A 19,216-nucleotide genomic window follows, 5' to 3' on the forward strand; every position below is an offset into this window, starting at 1 on the left:
GTTGTTCTGCCAAGGGCATAGCTGGGTAGCTATGTGCGGAAGGGATAAGTGCTGAAAGCATCTAAGCATGAAGCCCCCTCAAGATGAGATTTCCCATAGCGTAAGCTAGTAAGATCCCTGAAAGATGATCAGGTTGATAGGTTCGAGGTGGAAGCATGGTGACATGTGGAGCTGACGAATACTAATAGATCGAGGACTTAACCATATAATATGTAGCAATGTTATCTAGTTTTGAAGGAATATGCCTTCAATAGTTTGGTGATGATGGCAGAGAGGTCACACCCGTTCCCATACCGAACACGGAAGTTAAGCTCTCTAGCGCCGATGGTAGTTGGGACCTTGTCCCTGTGAGAGTAGGACGTCGCCAAGCAAAAACCTAAGTCGTTTCGACTTAGGTTTTTTTGTGTTTATTTTTATTTACCGAAGGCTATAATCCATAAATTTAATAAAGCTAAAGACGAAAAAAGAATGAAATAGAGACTGTTTAAAATAATAGCAATGATTTTTTGTGTTCCTGATTTTCCTAATGCCACTAAAGTAATACTTAAAATTAGGACAAATTATTACTATCATAAGTATATATTTTAAATAATGAGATGCTATAAATAAGTATTTAATAATTACAGAAATTACTGCAATAGAGAAAAATAAATAGGATAATAGCATAGTTCTTTCTTTAACAGTTATCCTCCTTAGAAATTAAATCGTTATAATAATACAAGAGTGTATATATATTGATTTAAAACATACTGAAGTGCCATTTAAACGATTATACGTAAAATAGATCTCTAGAAATATATATTCTAATTCCCTTTTCTTCTTGCATATAGTTGCAATTCTTCTTTTGAATATAACTAAAACACGAACGTTATTGACTACTAATAAAAAAACATTCGATTATTTATTGACATTGTTTATGAAATATTGTTAATATAACCATAGAAACAATAATATAAGACCTCATATAATCGCGGGGATATGGCCTGCAAGTCTCTACCTAACGACCGTTATTCGTTAGACTATGAGGGAAAGTCACTCGGTATTTTTCTATTCACAAGGGATACGTATGCCTGAGTAGAGCGCTTTCTCTCATAGTAAAAGAGAAACTGTTCTATTTCAGGCTTTTTTTATTTGAATCGGGGGGATTCTAATATGAAATCACTAGTTGGAGTCATAATGGGAAGCACGTCAGACTGGGAAACAATGAAATATGCTTGTGACATTTTAGATGAATTAAATATACCGTATGAGAAAAAAGTTGTATCCGCTCATCGGACTCCGGATTATATGTTTGAATATGCAGAGACGGCTCGTGAACGTGGATTGAAAGTTATTATTGCTGGAGCTGGTGGAGCAGCACATTTACCAGGAATGGTTGCAGCGAAGACAAATCTTCCTGTAATTGGAGTTCCAGTTCAATCAAAAGCATTAAACGGCTTAGATTCATTATTATCCATCGTCCAAATGCCAGGAGGTGTTCCAGTTGCAACTGTTGCAATTGGTAAAGCCGGTTCAACGAATGCTGGATTACTTGCCGCACAAATACTTGGATCATTCCATGATGATATACATGATGCATTAGAATTGAGACGAGAAGCGATTGAAAAAGATGTGCGTGAAGGTAGTGAGCTAGTATGACGAGGATCATTTTACCTGGAAAAACAATCGGTATTATTGGAGGCGGCCAGCTAGGAAGAATGATGGCATTGGCAGCTAAGGAAATGGGATATAAAATTGCTGTTTTAGATCCTACAAAGCATTCACCATGTGCACAAGTTGCTGATATTGAAATTGTTGCACCATATGATGATTTAAAAGCAATTCAGCATTTAGCAGAGATAAGTGATGTTGTCACATATGAATTTGAGAATATTGATTATAGATGTTTACAATGGCTTGAAAAACATGCGTACTTACCACAAGGTAGTCAGTTGTTAAATACAACGCAAAATCGTTTTACAGAAAAGAATGCGATTGAGAAGGCTGGGTTACCAGTAGCAACGTATAGATTAGTTCAAAATCAAGATCAGCTTACAGAAGCAATTGCTGAGTTATCATTCCCTTCCGTCTTAAAAACGACGACAGGTGGATATGATGGGAAAGGACAAGTTGTTTTAAGAAGTGAAGCTGATGTTGAGACAGCAAGAAATCTTGTGGATAAAGCAGAATGTATTTTAGAGAAATGGGTGCCTTTTGAAAAAGAAGTATCAGTTATTGTGATTCGTAGTGTAAGTGGTGAAACAAAAGTGTTTCCAGTAGCAGAAAATATTCATGTAAATAACATTTTACATGAATCTATCGTTCCAGCTCGCATTACAGAAGAGCTTTCTCAAAAAGCAATTGCTTATGCAAAGGTACTTGCGGATGAATTAGAACTTGTGGGAACACTAGCTGTAGAGATGTTTGCTACAGATAATGGTGAGATTTATATTAATGAATTAGCGCCAAGACCTCACAATTCAGGACACTATACACAGGATGCATGTGAGACGAGTCAATTTGGTCAACATATTCGAGCAATCTGTAATTTACCTCTAGGAGAAACAAATTTGTTAAAACCAGTTGTCATGGTAAACATTTTAGGCGAACATATAGAAGGGGTCCTAAGACAAGTGAATAGATTAACCGGGTGCTATTTACACTTGTATGGAAAAGAAGAAGCAAAAGCACAGCGAAAAATGGGGCATGTTAATATTTTAAATGATAATATTGAAGTCGCTCTAGAAAAAGCGAAGAGTTTGCATATTTGGGACCATCAAGAACAACTGTTGGAGGGAAAAAGATGATTAGTCGTTATACACGCCCAGAAATGGGTGCAATTTGGACGGAAGAGAACAAATTTAAAGCATGGTTAGAAGTTGAGATTTTAGCTTGTGAAGCATGGGCTGAGCTTGGCGATATTCCAAAAGAAGATGTTAAGAAAATTCGTGAGCATGCATCATTTGATATTGATCGTATTTATGAAATTGAAAAAGAAACACGTCATGACGTAGTTGCATTCACTCGTGCTGTATCAGAAACGCCAGCATTAGGTGAGGAACGTAAATGGGTTCATTACGGTTTAACATCTACAGACGTAGTAGATACAGCATTATCTTACATCTTAAAACAAGCGAATGAAATTATATTAAAAGACTTAGAGAACTTTGTAAGCATTTTAGCTAACAAAGCGAAAGAGCATAAATACACAATCATGATGGGAAGAACACATGGTGTTCATGCAGAACCAACAACATTTGGTTTAAAACTTGGTCTTTGGTATGAAGAAATGAAACGTAACGTAGAGCGTTTCAAACAAGCTGCTGATACAGTTCGTGTTGGTAAACTATCTGGTGCGGTTGGTACATATGCAAATATCGATCCATTCGTAGAAAAATATGTTTGTGAAAACTTAGGATTAGAAGCAGCACCAATTTCAACACAAACATTGCAACGTGATCGTCACGCACACTACATGTCAACACTTGCACTAATTGCAACATCTATCGAAAAGATGGCAGTTGAGATTCGTGGTTTACAAAAGAGTGAAACACGTGAAGTTGAAGAAGCTTTCGCAAAAGGTCAAAAAGGTTCTTCTGCAATGCCACATAAACGTAATCCAATTGGTTCTGAAAATATGACTGGTTTAGCTCGTGTTATCCGCGGTTATATGATGACAGCTTACGAAAATGTTCCATTATGGCATGAGCGTGACATTTCTCACTCTTCGGCAGAACGTGTAATTTTACCAGATGCTACAATCGCATTAAATTACATGTTAAATCGCTTTGGTAATATCGTTAAAAACTTAACTGTATACCCAGAGAATATGAAACGCAATATGACAAGAACATACGGCTTAATTTATTCTCAGCGCGTAATGCTTACACTAATCGACAAAGGTATGGTACGTGAAGAAGCTTATGATATCGTACAGCCTAAAGCGATGGAAGCCTGGGAAACACAAGTACAATTTAAAGAGCTTGTAGAAGCTGATGAGCGTATTACAAGCAAGTTAACACAAGAAGAAATTAATGAATGCTTCAACTATGAGCATCATATGCAACACGTTGATACAATCTTTGAACGCCTTGGATTAAACGAAGCGTAAAATTTCATATGGCACAGAATAGAGTCATTCTGTGCCATTCTTTATAAAAACATTATTCACATTTTTCAAACTACAGGGGGCTTGCGAAATGCAAAAGCTAGAATTGCTGTATGAAGGTAAGGCAAAAAGAATTTATCGTACAGAATCAGCAGATATGGTTTGGGTAGAGTACAAAGATAGTGCGACTGCTTTCAATGGGGAGAAAAAAGAGACGATTACAGGAAAAGGTCGTTTGAACAATGAAATTACAACTTTATTGTTCAGAAAGTTACAAGAAGTGGGAATTAAAACACATTTTGTTGAGAAGTTATCTGAAACAGAACAACTTGTTAAAAAAGTGAGTATTATTCCTTTAGAAGTTGTCACAAGAAATGTAATTGCAGGAAGTCTTTCAAAACGATTAGGAATGGAAGAGGGAACTGTACTTGCAGAACCAATCGTAGAATTTTACTTCAAAGATGATGATTTAGGAGATCCGCTTGTAACGGAAGATCATATTCGTGTATTAAACGTTGCATCACCAGAGCAAGTAAGTGTATTACGAGATATGGCTCTACAAATCAATCAAGTGTTGATTGATCATTTCGCAAGCTGTCGTGTAAGATTAGTAGATTTCAAATTAGAGTTTGGTGTAACGGAAGAAGGAGAAATCATTTTAGCGGATGAAATTTCACCGGATACTTGCCGTTTATGGGATGAAACGAGCAATGAAAAGTTTGATAAAGACGTATTCCGTCGCGATCTTGGAAATTTAACAGATGCTTATGAAGAGATTTTAAAACGTTTAGGGGGAATTTCACATGTATAAAGTTAAGGTATATGTAACATTAAGAGAAAGCGTATTAGATCCACAAGGAACAGCAGTAAAAGGAGCACTTCATAGTCTTTCATTCACAGAAGTACAAGATGTTCGAATCGGAAAGTACATGGAACTAACAATTGATAAATCTGTATCTGATTTAGATAGCAAGGTAAAGGAAATGTGTGAAAAACTATTAGCGAACGTTGTAATGGAAGACTTCCGTTATGAAGTTGAGGAGGTTGTCGCACAGTGAAATTTGCCGTAATAGTATTTCCGGGTTCGAACTGTGATGTCGATATGTTCCATGCAATTAAAGATGAGCTTGGCGAAGAAGTAGATTACGTTTGGCACGATACAGAGAATCTAGATGAATATGATGCAATTCTACTACCAGGTGGATTTTCTTATGGTGACTACTTACGCTGCGGTGCTATCTCTCGCTTTGCTAATGCAATGAAAGCAGTGCAAAAAGCTGCTGAGCAAGGAAAGCCGATTTTAGGTGTATGTAATGGATTCCAGATTCTTGTTGAATCAGGATTACTACCAGGAGCGTTAATGAGAAACGAAAACTTAAAATTTATGTGTCGCACTGTTCAGTTGCGTGTTGAAAATAATGAAACGATGTTTACATCACAATATGGAAAAGATGAAGTAATTAATATTCCAATCGCGCATGGTGAGGGGAATTACTATTGTGATGAAGCGACGCTTAAACAATTAGAAGAGAACAATCAAATCGCATTCCGTTACGTAGAAAACCCTAACGGTAGCGTTTCAGATATTGCTGGTATTGTAAATGAAAAAGGAAATGTACTTGGTATGATGCCACATCCAGAGCGTGCTGTAGATGAATTACTTGGCGGTGCTGAAGGGTTAAAAGTCTTTCAATCTATCTTAAAACAGTGGAGGGAAACATATGTCGTTAATGCTTGAACCAAATCCAACACAAATTAAAGAAGAGCGTATATATGCGGAAATGGGGCTAACAGACGAAGAGTTTGCCATGGTTGAAAAGATTTTAGGTCGTCTGCCAAATTATACAGAAACAGGGTTATTCTCTGTAATGTGGTCTGAACATTGTAGTTATAAAAATTCGAAACCAGTTCTTCGTAAGTTTCCAACTACAGGTGAGCGCGTTCTGCAAGGACCTGGAGAAGGTGCTGGAATTGTAGATATCGGTGATAATCAAGCAGTTGTATTTAAAATGGAAAGTCATAACCATCCTTCAGCTATTGAACCATATCAAGGAGCTGCAACAGGTGTTGGTGGTATTATTCGTGACGTATTCTCTATGGGAGCACGCCCGGTAGCTCTATTAAACTCACTTCGTTTCGGTGAATTACAGTCACCACGTGTGAAATATTTATTCGAAGAAGTAGTAGCAGGAATTGCAGGATACGGTAACTGCATCGGTATTCCGACTGTTGGCGGCGAAGTACAATTTGATCCATGTTATGAAGGAAATCCACTTGTAAATGCAATGTGCGTAGGTTTGATTAACCACGAAGACATTAAAAAAGGGCAAGCGCACGGTGCTGGTAACACAGTAATGTACGTAGGAGCATCAACTGGTCGTGACGGTATTCACGGTGCAACATTCGCGTCGGAAGAACTATCTGAAAGCTCAGAAGCGAAACGTCCAGCGGTTCAAGTAGGGGATCCATTTATGGAAAAGCTTCTTATTGAAGCGTGTTTAGAATTAATTCAATCCGATGCACTTGTTGGAATTCAAGATATGGGTGCGGCTGGTTTAACATCATCATCTGCAGAAATGGCAAGTAAAGCAGGAATGGGTATTGAAATGTACTTAGATGATGTACCACAGCGTGAAACAGGAATGACACCATATGAAATGATGCTATCTGAATCACAAGAGCGTATGTTAATTGTCGTGAAAAAAGGTAGAGAACAAGAAATAGTAGATTTATTTGAGAAGTATGGTCTTGCAGCGGTTACGATGGGGAAAGTAACAGAAGATAAAATGCTTCGTTTATTCCATAAAGGTGAAAAGGTAGCTGAAGTTCCAGCAGATGCTTTAGCAGAAGAAGCACCAATTTATCATAAGCCATCAAAAGAAGCAGCATACTTTGCTGAATTCCAAGCAATGAAAATGGAAACGCCAAAAGTAGAAAATTATAAAGAAACGTTATTCGCTTTATTACAGCAACCAACAATTGCAAGTAAAGAGTGGGTATACGATCAATACGATTACCAAGTTCGCACAAGCACAGTTGTTACGCCAGGTTCAGATGCTGCAGTTGTACGTGTACGCGGTACAGAAAAAGGATTAGCAATGACGACAGATTGTAACTCTCGCTACATTTATCTAGACCCAGAGATGGGCGGTAAAATTGCAGTAGCAGAGGCAGCGCGTAATATCGTATGTTCTGGCGGAGAGCCACTTGCAATTACAGATTGCTTAAACTTCGGTAACCCAGAAAAACCAGAAATCTTCTGGCAGATTGAGAAATCAGTAGACGGTATGAGTGAAGCTTGTCGCACATTACAAACACCAGTTATCGGCGGAAACGTATCGATGTATAACGAGCGTAGTGGTGAAGCTGTATATCCAACACCAACTGTTGGGATGGTCGGACTTGTGCATGACTTAAAACATGTAACAACACAAGAGTTTAAGCAAGCTGGTGATTTAGTGTATGTAATTGGTGAGACGAAAGCTGAGTTTGGCGGAAGTGAATTACAGAAAATGATTCACGGCAAAATTTTCGGTCAATCACCAAGTATCGATTTAGATGTAGAATTAAAACGCCAAAAACAAGTATTAGAAGCAATTCAAGCTGGTCTTGTTCAATCTGCACATGATGTCGCTGAAGGTGGTTTAGCAGTTGCGATTTCAGAAAGTGCAATTGGTGCTAAAGGCTTAGGTGCTACTGTGAAATTAGATGGAGAAGCAACAGCAGCATTATTCGCTGAATCACAGTCTCGCTTCGTGATAACTGTAAAACGTGAAAATAAAGAGGCGTTTGAGAAAGCAGTAGAAGCAATCCAAGTTGGAGAAGTAACAAGTACAAATGAAGTAACAATTCATAATGAAGAAAATGAAGTATTACTTACAGCAAATGTAGATGAAATGAGAAAGGCTTGGAAAGGGGCAATCCCATGCTTGCTGAAATAAAGGGGTTAAACGAAGAATGTGGCGTTTTCGGAATTTGGGGGCATGAAAATGCAGCACAAGTTTCATACTACGGATTGCACAGTTTACAGCACCGTGGGCAAGAAGGCGCAGGCATTGTCGTAAATAATGGGGAAAAAATCGTCGGTCACAAGGGGTTAGGTTTAATATCAGAAGTGTTTTCAAGAGGTGAGCTAGAAGGATTAAATGGAAAATCAGCAATCGGACATGTACGATATGCAACAGCTGGTGGAAGTGAAGTTGCTAACGTTCAACCATTGTTGTTCCGTTTTTCCGATCATAGTATGGCGTTAGCTCATAACGGAAATTTAATTAACGCAAAAATGCTTCGTCGTGAATTAGAAGCAGAGGGCAGTATTTTTCAAACTAGTTCAGATACAGAAGTACTTTTACATCTTATTAAACGTAGCACGAAAGATTCTTTAATTGAAAGTGTAAAAGAGGCTTTAAATAAAGTGAAAGGTGCGTTTGCGTATCTTTTACTAACTGGAAATGAAATGATCGTTGCATTAGATCCGAATGGGTTCCGTCCGCTTTCAATTGGAAAGATGGGGGATGCTTACGTTGTAGCGTCAGAAACATGTGCTTTTGATGTAGTAGGTGCAACATACATTCGTGATGTAGAACCGGGTGAATTACTTATCATTAATGATGAAGGAATTCACGTAGATCGTTTCACAAACGATGTAGAACATGCAATTTGTAGTATGGAATATATTTACTTTGCACGACCAGATTCTAATATTGCAGGCGTTAATGTTCATGCAGCACGTAAGAATATGGGGAAACGTTTAGCGGCAGAAGCTCCTATTGAAGCAGATGTTGTTACTGGTGTACCAGACTCTAGTATTTCAGCTGCGATTGGCTATGCGGAGGCGACAGGTATTCCATATGAGTTAGGATTAATTAAAAATCGTTACGTTGGACGTACGTTTATTCAACCTTCTCAAGAACTGCGCGAGCAAGGGGTTAAGATGAAGCTTTCCGCAGTAAGAGGTGTAGTTGAAGGGAAACGAGTTGTTATGATTGATGACTCTATCGTAAGAGGAACGACAAGTAAACGAATTGTTCGTATGCTTCGTGAGGCTGGAGCGACAGAAGTTCACGTAAGAATTGCTTCACCACCTCTGAAATATCCATGTTTCTATGGCATTGATATTCAAACGAGAAAAGAATTAATTGCAGCAAATCATACAGTAGAAGAAATCCGTGAAATGATCGGAGCAGATTCTTTAACATTTTTAAGTGAAGATGGATTAGTAGATGCAATTGGACGTCCATATGAAGGGAAATATGGCGGCCTATGCATGGCTTACTTTAATGGGGACTATCCAACAGCTCTTTATGATTATGAGCAAGAGCTTTTAGAAAGCATGAAATAAGAAAAGTGAGAAAAGCTTCTACTTCTTTTGATGTAGGAGCTAGATCCTTTCTTAAAATAGCCCGCCCTGGATGGGGAGAAATTAAAAGACGAGGTGTAAATAACGATGGCGAATGCATATAAGCAAGCAGGAGTAGATATTGAAGCTGGATATGAAGCGGTATCTCGCATGAAAAAACACGTACAAACAACTATGAGAAAAGAAGTACTAGGCGGTTTAGGCGGTTTTGGAGGTATGTTTGATCTATCAAAATTTGCATTAGAAGAACCTGTATTAGTATCTGGAACAGATGGCGTGGGAACGAAATTGATGCTCGCTTTTATGGCAGATAAACATGACACAATTGGTATTGATGCAGTAGCAATGTGTGTAAATGATATTGTTGTCCAAGGAGCAGAGCCGCTTTTCTTCCTTGATTATATTGCTTGTGGTAAAGCTGAACCTAGTAAAATTGAAAACATCGTCAAAGGTATATCAGAGGGCTGTCGCCAAGCTGGTTGTGCATTAATCGGTGGAGAAACAGCTGAAATGCCAGGAATGTATTCTACGGAAGAATATGATTTAGCTGGTTTTACAGTTGGGATTGTTGATAAAAAGAAAATTGTAACAGGTGAAAAGATTGAAGCTGGTCACGTGCTAATTGGCTTAGCATCTAGCGGTATTCATAGCAATGGTTACTCTTTAGTACGAAAAGTGTTATTAGAAGATGGGGAACTATCTTTAGAGCGTATTTATGGCCGCTTAGAACTACCTCTTGGTGAAGAATTATTAAAACCAACGAAAATTTATGTCAAACCTATTTTAGAACTATTGAAGAAACATGAAGTATACGGTATGGCGCATATTACAGGTGGTGGATTTATTGAAAATATTCCACGCATGTTGCCAGAAGGAATCGGTGCTGAGATTGAACTAGGATCTTGGGAAATTCAGCCGATCTTTAGTTTGCTTCAAGAAGTTGGAAAACTGGAAGAGAAAGAAATATTCAATATTTTTAACATGGGTATTGGTATGGTAGTAGCAGTGAAGGAAGAAGATGCAAAAGATGTTGTTCGTCTTCTTGAAGAGCAAGGAGAAATGGCTCGTATTATTGGACGTACTATACAAGGAGCTGGCGTTACTTTTAATGGGGGCACAGCACTATGAGTAGATTAGCAGTTTTTGCTTCTGGAAGTGGATCTAACTTTCAATCTCTCGTTAATGCGGTAGAAGAAAAAAGATTGGATGCAGAAATTAGTTTATTAGTATGTGATAAACCAGAAGCACGAGCTGTTGGACGGGCAAATTATCATCATATTCCGTGTTTTGCTTTTTCAGCGAAAGCATATGAGTCAAAAGAAGCGTTTGAAAAAGAGATATTAAAGAAGCTAGAAGAATATGAAATTGATTATGTTATTTTAGCTGGATATATGCGTTTAATCGGGCCGACGTTACTAGAAGCATACGGCGGGAAGATTATTAATATTCATCCATCATTACTACCGAGCTTTCCGGGTAAAGATGCTGTCGGTCAAGCGTTAGAAGCAGGTGTGAAAGTAACTGGAGTAACAATTCATTATGTAGATGCAGGTATGGATACAGGGCCAATTATTGCACAAGAAGCAGTGGTTGTTTCTGAAGGGGATACGAGAGAAAGCTTACAAAAGAAAATTCAACAAGTTGAACATAAATTATACGTAAATACAGTGAATCAAATTGTTCAGTCTGTGAAAGAATCAACTGTTAACTAACATACAACCAGGGGTGAAGGATAAATGAAAAAGCGTGCATTAGTAAGTGTTTCAGATAAAACAGGAGTAGTAGAATTTGTTAAAGGGTTACTAGAACAAGGGATTGAAGTTATTTCAACAGGTGGTACGAAAAAGTTACTAGAAGAAAATGGCTTACAAGTAATCGGCATTTCTGAAGTAACTGGTTTCCCTGAAATTATGGATGGCCGTGTGAAAACATTACATCCAAATATTCATGGTGGTCTATTAGCAGTTCGTGATAATGAAACACATGTAACACAAATGAATGAGTTAGGTATAGAGCCAATTGACTTTGTTGTTGTTAACTTATACCCATTTAAAGAAACAATCGCTAAGCCTGATGTAACATTTGCTGATGCAATTGAAAATATTGATATCGGTGGCCCAACAATGATTCGCTCTGCTGCGAAAAATCATAAATTCGTATCGGTAATTGTAGATCCAGTAGATTATGATATTGTGTTAGCAGAACTGAAAGAGAACGGTGAAGTAGCAGAGGAAACAAAACGTAAACTAGCAGCGAAAGTATTCCGTCATACAGCAGCGTATGATGCGTTAATTTCTAACTACTTAACAGAGCAAATGGGTGAAGAAAGTCCAGAAACATTAACTGTGACATTTGAGAAAAAGCAAGACTTACGCTATGGCGAGAACCCACATCAAAAAGCAACTTTCTATAAAGCGCCATTCGCAGCAACGTCTTCTGTTGCATACGCAGAACAATTACACGGTAAGGAATTATCGTATAACAATATTAATGATGCAGACGCAGCGCTTAGCATCGTAAAAGAATTTACAGAACCAGCAGTAGTAGCAGTAAAGCATATGAATCCATGTGGTGTTGGAGTAGGAACTAATATTCACGAAGCATATACTCGTGCTTATGAAGCAGATCCAGTATCAATCTTCGGCGGTATTATTGCAGCAAATCGTGAAATTGATAAAGCTACAGCAGAAAAGTTACATGAAATTTTCTTAGAAATTGTTATCGCACCTTCGTTCTCGCAAGAAGCTTTAGAAGTGTTGCAAAGTAAGAAGAACTTACGTTTATTAACTATAAATATTGAAAAAGCGACAAGTGCAAGCAAAAAACTAACTTCTGTACAAGGTGGACTTCTCGTTCAAGAGGAAGATACGTTATCATTAGATGAAAGTACAATTTCAATTCCAACGAAACGTGAACCTTCAGAGCAAGAATGGAAAGATTTAAAACTAGCTTGGAAAGTTGTAAAACATGTGAAATCAAACGCAATTGTTTTAGCGAAAGATGACATGACAATTGGTGTCGGTGCGGGACAGATGAACCGTGTAGGTTCTGCAAAAATCGCAATTACACAAGCTGGTGAAAAAGCACAAGGTAGCGCGCTTGCATCTGATGCTTTCTTCCCAATGCCAGATACATTAGAAGAAGCAGCAAAAGCAGGAATTACAGCAATCATTCAACCGGGCGGATCAATCCGTGATGAAGATTCTATTAAAGTGGCAGATACTTATGGGATTGCTATGGTGTTCACTGGCGTACGTCATTTCAAACACTAATAGAGGATGTTAAAAAAGTCCGGTTAAGATAACCTTCGCATGTCGTCGTTGCATCGCCAGTGCGGTACTCATGTAGGAAAGCTACACTCCGTGTCCTCCTGGCAAATGCGCCTCGACCTGCTCGGTTCTCTTAATCCTCCTTTTTAAACCTTTCTTGATATGGATGTTTAAAAAGTCTGGTCGAGATAACCTTTTATTGATATGAAAAAGCAAACTAGGAGCATAGCTTCTAGTTTGTACTTATTTAATTATTGGGGGATGAAATATGAATGTTTTAGTAATTGGCCGCGGTGGGCGTGAGCATGCTTTAGCTTGGAAGTTTGCACAATCTGAAAAAGTAGAAAAGGTATATGTAGCACCAGGTAATGAAGGTATGAGAGATGTTGCAACACCAGTTGATATTGATGAAAATGATTTTGATGCATTAGTTTTATTTGCAAAAGAGAATAATGTTGAGTTAACTTTCGTTGGACCAGAAATTCCGCTTATGAATGGAATTGTTGATCGTTTTAAAGAAGAGGGACTTCGCGTATTTGGTCCGAATAAAGCGGCTGCTGTTATTGAAGGTAGTAAAGCTTTTACAAAAGAGCTTATGAAAAAGTATGATATTCCAACTGCGGCGTACGAAACTTTTACAGATTATGAAGAAGCAGTACAGTACATTCAAAAAGTTGGTGCACCAATCGTTATTAAAGCTGACGGCCTAGCTGCTGGTAAAGGTGTAACGGTAGCGATGACGCTTGAAGAGGCATTACAAGCTGTGAAAGAAATGCTGCAAGATGTGAAATTCGGCGCGGCAAGTAAGAAGGTCGTTATTGAAGAGTTTTTAGATGGACAAGAATTTTCATTAATGGCATTCGTGAATGGAACAACTGTACATCCAATGATAATCGCCCAAGATCATAAAAGAGCTTTTGATGGTGATAAAGGACCAAATACGGGCGGAATGGGTGCATATTCTCCAGTACCACAAATTCCAGAATCAGCAGTTCAAGAAGCGATTCAAACCGTATTGCATCCAACTGCTAAGGCGATGATTGAAGAAAACCGTTCGTTTACAGGTATTTTATACGCAGGTCTTATTTTAACAAATGATGGTCCGAAGGTAATTGAATTTAATGCACGCTTCGGTGATCCTGAAACAGAAGTTGTATTACCTCGATTAGAAAACGATTTAGTTGATGTATGTAACGCTGTATTAGATGAAAGTGAACTAACGTTACAATGGTCAGAAGAAGCGGTAATCGGTGTTGTACTTGCTTCTAAAGGATATCCAGAAGCATATAAAAAAGGTGATATTATTAGCGGACTAGATGCACTGCAAGATGTGATTGTTTTCCATGCAGGTACAGCAATGAAACATGGGGACTTTGTAACGAACGGTGGCCGTGTATTATTTGTTGCTTGTAAGGCAAATAGTTTACAAGAAGCAAAAGATAAAGTATATAAAGAAATCGGTAAAATTGAGAGTGATGGTCTATTTTATCGAAGTGATATAGGATATCGTGCAATTGGGCATGAGATGACGAAAAGTTAATATGTAAAAATCCCGCTGAGGAATCAGCGGGATTTTTTATGCATCTTTATCTTTTTTTAATTTCCCTTTTTGCTTTGCCATTTCTCGAAGTAAATACTCGATGTGTGCATTGACGCTACGAAATTCATCATTTGCCCATTTTTCGATGACTGCGTGTAATTCAGGATCAATACGTAATGGAAAGCTTTTCTTTTTAGCCATAATTACTTATAGCCCTTAGTATAGGCTTCCTGTATTAATAACTGGCTGCGCACCTTTATCTGAAACGATGGCAACTAATAAGTTGTTTACCATATTTGCTTTACGCTCGTCATCGAGTTCTAGTACGCCTTCTTCATCTAACATATGGATGGAATCTTTCGCCATCTTCACAGCACCTTCAACAATTTCTTTTCTAGCAGCTAATACTGCTTTTGCTTGCTGGCGTTGTAGCATTGCATGGGCAATTTCTGTTGCGTAAGCTAAGTGCGTTAAACGAGTTTCTAATACTTCTACACCAGCAATTTCAAGACGCGCCTCTAACTCACGTTTTAATTCTTCAGAGATTTCTTCAGTATTTCCGCGTAACGTAACGCAGGTTTCATCTTGGAAATTGTCATAAGGATATTTTGTTGCAACATGGCGGATTGCCGTTTCGCTTTGAATTTCTACAAATCGATCATAATGTTCAACACCAAACATTGCTTTTGCAGAATCAACAACTTTATATACGATAACAGCTGCAATTTCAATTGGATTTCCATCAACGTCATTTACTTTTAATTTTTTACTGTTAAAGTTTTCAACACGTAAAGATACAGTTTGACGGAATGCGAACGGAATCGTTAAAAATAAACCGTTTTGACGAATTGTTCCTAAATAATTACCGAAGAACGTAATAACCTTCGCTTGATTCGGTTGAACAATACCGATACCTGTAGCGAGAACTGCGGCTAATATAATAGTTAGTGCCGCTCCTATGAAAATTTCTTGTGCAAGGAAAAATACACCGATAGCAGCTAAAATCAAAATTCCAATAATACCGAGAAAACCATTTACATAAAATACTTGTTTTTCTTTCATACGATCGCCTCCTGATATAAAAATGATATCACTTTTATATCATTTTAAGCAAGAGGTATGCATCTAATTTTCTGAATTTTATTGGTTGATATCTTTTATATACATTTTAAGGTTCAAAAAGAGAATATACGTTCTGTTTTATGGTAAAATAAAGAAGACTTAACCGCCCACTGCAGCAGCTAAGTCCCTTTGAGAGCATCTTGCATCGTGACAAATGATTCAAAGCGGTTTTGCCAGGATTATATCTTCAATCGCTGACTCAATCTCTTTGTCAGAAGCGTCATAACTTCCTTTTGACTCTGGCTTGTCATGAGTGGAAGTTTGATTCACTTCTTCTTTAGCATGTCCTTTTTCACCAAAATTCATGCTAGGCATTTTAAATGCCCCCATATTCATGTATTTTCCGAATTTCCACATTTCAACAACAGGGCAGAAACGAACAATTCCTTCTGCAACTTTCATTGCACCAATCCATAGAAAAATGTTAGACCAAGTGCACCACGGCTTGCGTACAAGTTTAGTTGCACTACATCCGAAGAGGACGAGCCCAAGTGTAATTCGAATTAGAGCGTTTATTGTCCCGATATTTTGCTTCATTAGAAAAACACTCCTTTTTATGAAAGTTGAAATAGATAATACTATTTCTCTTATTAGTATCCCGTTTGATTTTTGGGATATGTAATCCAACATTTGACGTGGAAAAAGATGTTGGATTGTGCGTGTGTGTAAGTAACTTTTTTTGTTATAATGAAAGAATGCATAAAAGGAACTTCAAAATTAAATCCTCTAGTTTAAAAAATATGGAAGAGGTAATTCCAAACTTAATTCTCCGTTTTAAACAAATATTTAAGATGAAGTTAAAACAATAATGATGAAAATAAACTGTTATTTTGAACAGAAATATATATAACTAGAGAAAAGGAAGGGTGTTTTCATGTACGATATTTCCGGATGGAAACATGTATTTAAGCTTGATCCAAATAAGGAGTTAAGCGATGAACATTTAGAAATGATTTGTGAGTCTGGAACTGATGCGGTTATTGTAGGCGGAAGTGATGGAGTTACAATTGATAACGTATTACACATGCTAGTTAGCATTCGTAGATATGCAGTTCCTTGTGTATTAGAGGTTTCTGATGTAGAAGCAATTACACCAGGATTTGATTTTTATTACATCCCAAGTGTTTTAAATAGCCGAAAAGTAGAATGGGTAACAGGTGTTCATCATGAGGCATTGAAAGAATTTGGGGATATTATGGACTGGGACGAAATTTTTATGGAAGGGTATTGTGTTTTAAATCCAGAAGCGAAAGTAGCCCAGCTTACAGAAGCGAAATGTGATTTAACAGAAGATGACGTTATTGCATATGCTCGTTTAGCAGACAAGCTATTACATTTACCGATATTTTATTTAGAATATAGCGGTACGTATGGAGATGTTGAACTTGTTAAAAATGTAAAAGCAGAATTGAAACAAGCTAAGTTATATTATGGCGGTGGTATTTCTAATGCAGAACAGGCGAAAGAAATGGCACAATATGCTGATACAGTAGTTGTTGGAAATATTATTTATGATGATATAAAATCGGCGTTAAAAACAGTTAAAGCAGTAAAAGGAGAGTAGGTGCAGGCGTATATGAGTATGACAGATAAGTTATTAAACGGTTTAAATCCACAGCAACAAAAAGCAGTACAAACAACGAATGGACCACTTCTATTAATGGCAGGTGCAGGTAGTGGTAAGACACGTGTGTTAACACATCGTATTGCGTATTTACTTGGTGAAAAAGGTGTAGCACCATGGAATGTACTAGCTATTACCTTCACAAATAAAGCAGCTCGTGAAATGCGTGAGCGTATTGATACACTTGTGGGACCAGAAGCAGAAGATATTTGGATTTCGACGTTCCACTCTATGTGTGTACGTATTTTACGACGCGATATCGATCGTATTGGTATTAATCGTAACTTTACAATCTTAGATTCAGGTGATCAGCTAACTGTAGTCAAAAAAATTATGAAAGAGCGCAATGTTGATCCGAAGAAATTTGAGCCGCGCTCTATTTTAGCGGGTATTAGTAATGCGAAAAATGAACTGTTATCTGCGGATAAATATGCAAAAAAAATTACAATGGCTGATCCATATGAAAAATTAACGAGCGATGTATACACAGAGTATCAAAAACGTCTTTTGAAAAATAATTCATTAGACTTTGATGATTTAATTATGACGACGATTCAGCTATTTGAACGTGTTCCAGAAGTATTAGAGTTTTATCAGCGTAAGTTCCAATATATTCATGTTGATGAGTATCAAGATACGAACAAAGCGCAATATCTTCTTGTTAAACATTTGGCAGCGCGTTTTAAAAATCTTTGCGTTGTGGGTGACTCTGACCAGTCTATTTATCGCTGGCGTGGTGCAGATATTTCTAACATTTTGTCATTCGAAAAAGACTATGAGAATGCACAAGTAATTCTGTTAGAACAAAACTATCGTTCGTCACAAAATATTTTAAATGCAGCGAATGCTGTTATTGAAAAAAATACGAATCGTAAGCCGAAGAAATTATGGACAGACAATCAAGTTGGAAGTAAAATCTCGTATTATCGTGCTGCAACTGAAAAGGACGAAGCGTATTTTGTTGCAAAAAAAATTCGTGACGATATTCAAATGGGGAAACGAAAATATACTGATTTTGCAGTGCTATATCGTACGAATGCTCAGTCTCGTATGGTCGAGGAGATTTTCCTTAAATCTAACATTCCGTATAAAATTGTCGGGGGTACGAAGTTCTACGATCGTAAAGAGATTAAAGATATTTTGGCGTACTTACGTTTAATCGGTAATCCAGATGATGAAATTAGTTTTGCACGTATTATAAATGTGCCAAAGCGTGGCATTGGTGCGACTTCTATCGATAAAATTATTAATTACGGTGTGCAAAATGGAATTTCATTAACTGCTGTATTTGATGAGATTGAGCATGTTGGAGTAAGTGCAAAAATTACAAAGGCAGTAAAAGAATTCGCGAATTTATTAAATAACTGGGTAAATATGCAAGAGTATTTATCTGTTACAGAATTAGTAGAAGAAGTTATTGAAAAAACAGGCTATCGCGATATGTTGAAAAATGAACGTTCTTTAGAAGCGGAAGGTCGTTTAGAAAACTTAGACGAGTTCTTATCTGTTACGCAAACATTTGAATCTCAAAGCGAAGATAAGAGCCTTGTTGCATTCTTAACAGATTTAGCACTTGTTGCTGATATTGATCGTGTAGATGAAGACCCAACTGCTGGTGAAGAAGTTATTTTAATGACGATGCACTCGGCGAAAGGATTAGAGTTCCCGGTTGTCTTTATTGTTGGCTTAGAGGAAGGGATATTCCCTCATACTCGTTCTCTTATGGAAGAGGATGAAATGCAAGAAGAACGTCGTCTTGCTTATGTAGGTATTACTCGTGCAGAAGAAGAGCTATATTTATCTAACGCGCAAATGCGTACATTATTTGGTAGAACAAGCATGAACGCTGCGTCTCGATTTATTACAGAAATCCCGACAGAACTAGTGGAATCATTAAATGAAACAGCGCCGAAGCGTGAAACATCGTTTGGTACAAAAGGCAGAACGGCAAGTAGCGGCAAAACGACAATCACAACAGCAACACGCTCTCGTTCAGCTTTCGCGCGCCCTGCGGCTAAGACGACAGGCGGCGAACAAATTGGCTGGGCAGTAGGAGATAAAGCTTCCCACCAAAAATGGGGAGTCGGTACAGTTGTAAGTGTAAAAGGTGAAGGTGATGCAAAAGAATTAGATATTGCGTTCCCAAGCCCAATTGGTGTTAAACGTTTGTTAGCAAAATTTGCACCTGTGACGAAACAATAGGAAAGGAATGAGG

17 protein-coding genes, 2 rRNA genes, 1 pseudogene and 1 riboswitch (1 of these 21 cut by a window edge) are annotated in these 19,216 nt (G+C 37.7%); of the genes and pseudogenes, 16 read left to right on the forward strand and 4 right to left on the reverse strand.

The features are described 5' to 3' along the window. Both N2V80_RS01680 and rrf read left to right on the forward strand, forming a co-directional pair. Window positions 1–205, forward strand: a 23S ribosomal RNA gene (locus tag N2V80_RS01680) (it extends 2,716 nt beyond the left edge of the window). A gap of 49 nt (window positions 206–254) precedes the next feature. Continuing rightward, window positions 255–370 (forward strand): 5S ribosomal RNA (rrf, locus tag N2V80_RS01685). 43 nt (window positions 371–413) lie between these two features. Here the strand turns inward: rrf and N2V80_RS01690 are convergent. Then, window positions 414–666, reverse strand: a pseudogene (locus N2V80_RS01690) (hypothetical protein). Between the two features lie 274 nt (window positions 667–940). Beyond that, window positions 941–1,042: riboswitch (purine riboswitch) on the forward strand. Window positions 1,043–1,152: 110 nt separating this feature from the next. On the opposite strand from N2V80_RS01690, the gene purE reads away from it, so the two are divergent. The 12 genes from purE (at window position 1,153) to purD (ending at window position 14,255) form a co-directional block, all read left to right on the forward strand. Then, window positions 1,153–1,638, forward strand: a complete 486-nt coding sequence (gene purE, locus N2V80_RS01695) for a 5-(carboxyamino)imidazole ribonucleotide mutase (protein ID WP_000839367.1) — start codon at window positions 1,153–1,155, stop codon at window positions 1,636–1,638. Next, a complete protein-coding gene (purK, locus tag N2V80_RS01700) occupies window positions 1,635–2,786 on the forward strand; it encodes a 5-(carboxyamino)imidazole ribonucleotide synthase (protein ID WP_000196770.1) in 1,152 nt (383 codons plus the stop codon). The genes purE and purK overlap by 4 nt, the downstream gene beginning before the upstream one ends. Then, complete coding sequence (purB, locus tag N2V80_RS01705; RefSeq protein WP_000625682.1) at window positions 2,783–4,090, forward strand: adenylosuccinate lyase; 1,308 nt, start codon at window positions 2,783–2,785, stop codon at window positions 4,088–4,090. The genes purK and purB overlap by 4 nt, the downstream gene beginning before the upstream one ends. Window positions 4,091–4,178: 88 nt before the next feature. Further along, window positions 4,179–4,898: a phosphoribosylaminoimidazolesuccinocarboxamide synthase gene (gene purC, locus N2V80_RS01710; protein ID WP_001170544.1), complete on the forward strand. Its 720-nt coding sequence runs from the start codon at window positions 4,179–4,181 to the stop codon at window positions 4,896–4,898. Continuing rightward, the gene (purS, locus tag N2V80_RS01715) at window positions 4,891–5,145 is read left to right on the forward strand and encodes a phosphoribosylformylglycinamidine synthase subunit PurS (protein ID WP_000278823.1); all 255 of its coding nucleotides are present in this window, start codon (window positions 4,891–4,893) and stop codon (window positions 5,143–5,145) included. Before purC ends, purS begins: the two co-directional genes overlap by 8 nt. Beyond that, entirely contained in the window at window positions 5,142–5,825 is a 684-nt protein-coding gene (purQ, locus tag N2V80_RS01720; RefSeq protein ID WP_000666787.1) for a phosphoribosylformylglycinamidine synthase subunit PurQ, read from the forward strand. The genes purS and purQ overlap by 4 nt, the downstream gene beginning before the upstream one ends. Beyond that, window positions 5,809–8,028 carry a phosphoribosylformylglycinamidine synthase II gene (gene purL / locus N2V80_RS01725; protein ID WP_000055562.1) on the forward strand — a complete coding sequence of 740 codons (2,220 nt, stop codon included), beginning with the start codon at window positions 5,809–5,811 and terminating at the stop codon, window positions 8,026–8,028. The genes purQ and purL overlap by 17 nt, the downstream gene beginning before the upstream one ends. Beyond that, on the forward strand, window positions 8,013–9,428 hold the full coding sequence (purF, locus tag N2V80_RS01730) for an amidophosphoribosyltransferase (protein ID WP_000879025.1): 1,416 nt from the start codon (window positions 8,013–8,015) through the stop codon (window positions 9,426–9,428). Before purL ends, purF begins: the two co-directional genes overlap by 16 nt. Before the next feature lie 105 nt (window positions 9,429–9,533). After that, the gene (purM, locus tag N2V80_RS01735) at window positions 9,534–10,574 is read left to right on the forward strand and encodes a phosphoribosylformylglycinamidine cyclo-ligase (RefSeq protein ID WP_061655286.1); all 1,041 of its coding nucleotides are present in this window, start codon (window positions 9,534–9,536) and stop codon (window positions 10,572–10,574) included. Beyond that, a complete protein-coding gene (gene purN, locus N2V80_RS01740; protein ID WP_000088589.1) occupies window positions 10,571–11,158 on the forward strand; it encodes a phosphoribosylglycinamide formyltransferase in 588 nt (195 codons plus the stop codon). The genes purM and purN overlap by 4 nt, the downstream gene beginning before the upstream one ends. A 24-nt stretch (window positions 11,159–11,182) precedes the next feature. Continuing rightward, window positions 11,183–12,718, forward strand: a complete 1,536-nt coding sequence (gene purH / locus N2V80_RS01745) for a bifunctional phosphoribosylaminoimidazolecarboxamide formyltransferase/IMP cyclohydrolase (protein ID WP_000745434.1) — start codon at window positions 11,183–11,185, stop codon at window positions 12,716–12,718. A gap of 265 nt (window positions 12,719–12,983) precedes the next feature. Then, window positions 12,984–14,255, forward strand: a complete 1,272-nt coding sequence (gene purD / locus N2V80_RS01750) for a phosphoribosylamine--glycine ligase (RefSeq protein WP_001101975.1) — start codon at window positions 12,984–12,986, stop codon at window positions 14,253–14,255. A gap of 36 nt (window positions 14,256–14,291) precedes the next feature. Here the strand turns inward: purD and N2V80_RS01755 are convergent, their stop codons facing one another. The 3 genes from N2V80_RS01755 to N2V80_RS01765 form a co-directional block, all read right to left on the reverse strand. Next, complete coding sequence (locus N2V80_RS01755) at window positions 14,292–14,456, reverse strand: toxin-antitoxin system HicB family antitoxin (protein ID WP_001085171.1); 165 nt, start codon at window positions 14,454–14,456, stop codon at window positions 14,292–14,294. Between the two features lie 15 nt (window positions 14,457–14,471). Next, a complete protein-coding gene (locus N2V80_RS01760; protein WP_000660669.1) occupies window positions 14,472–15,317 on the reverse strand; it encodes an SPFH domain-containing protein in 846 nt (281 codons plus the stop codon). A gap of 219 nt (window positions 15,318–15,536) precedes the next feature. Further along, window positions 15,537–15,914 carry a YgaP family membrane protein gene (locus N2V80_RS01765; protein WP_000812348.1) on the reverse strand — a complete coding sequence of 126 codons (378 nt, stop codon included), beginning with the start codon at window positions 15,912–15,914 and terminating at the stop codon, window positions 15,537–15,539. Between the two features lie 337 nt (window positions 15,915–16,251). Here N2V80_RS01765 and N2V80_RS01770 point away from each other — a divergent pair, with 337 nt between their 5' ends. Both N2V80_RS01770 and pcrA read left to right on the forward strand, forming a co-directional pair. Continuing rightward, window positions 16,252–16,941, forward strand: coding sequence for a heptaprenylglyceryl phosphate synthase (locus N2V80_RS01770; RefSeq protein ID WP_000272099.1), 690 nt, complete (start codon window positions 16,252–16,254; stop codon window positions 16,939–16,941). A gap of 12 nt (window positions 16,942–16,953) precedes the next feature. Next, entirely contained in the window at window positions 16,954–19,203 is a 2,250-nt protein-coding gene (gene pcrA, locus N2V80_RS01775) for a DNA helicase PcrA (protein ID WP_002100669.1), read from the forward strand. The last annotated feature ends 13 nt before the right edge of the window (window positions 19,204–19,216 follow it).

Source organism: Bacillus sp. FSL W8-0640 (assembly GCF_038007725.1).
GTDB lineage: Bacteria > Bacillota > Bacilli > Bacillales > Bacillaceae_G > Bacillus_A > Bacillus_A cereus.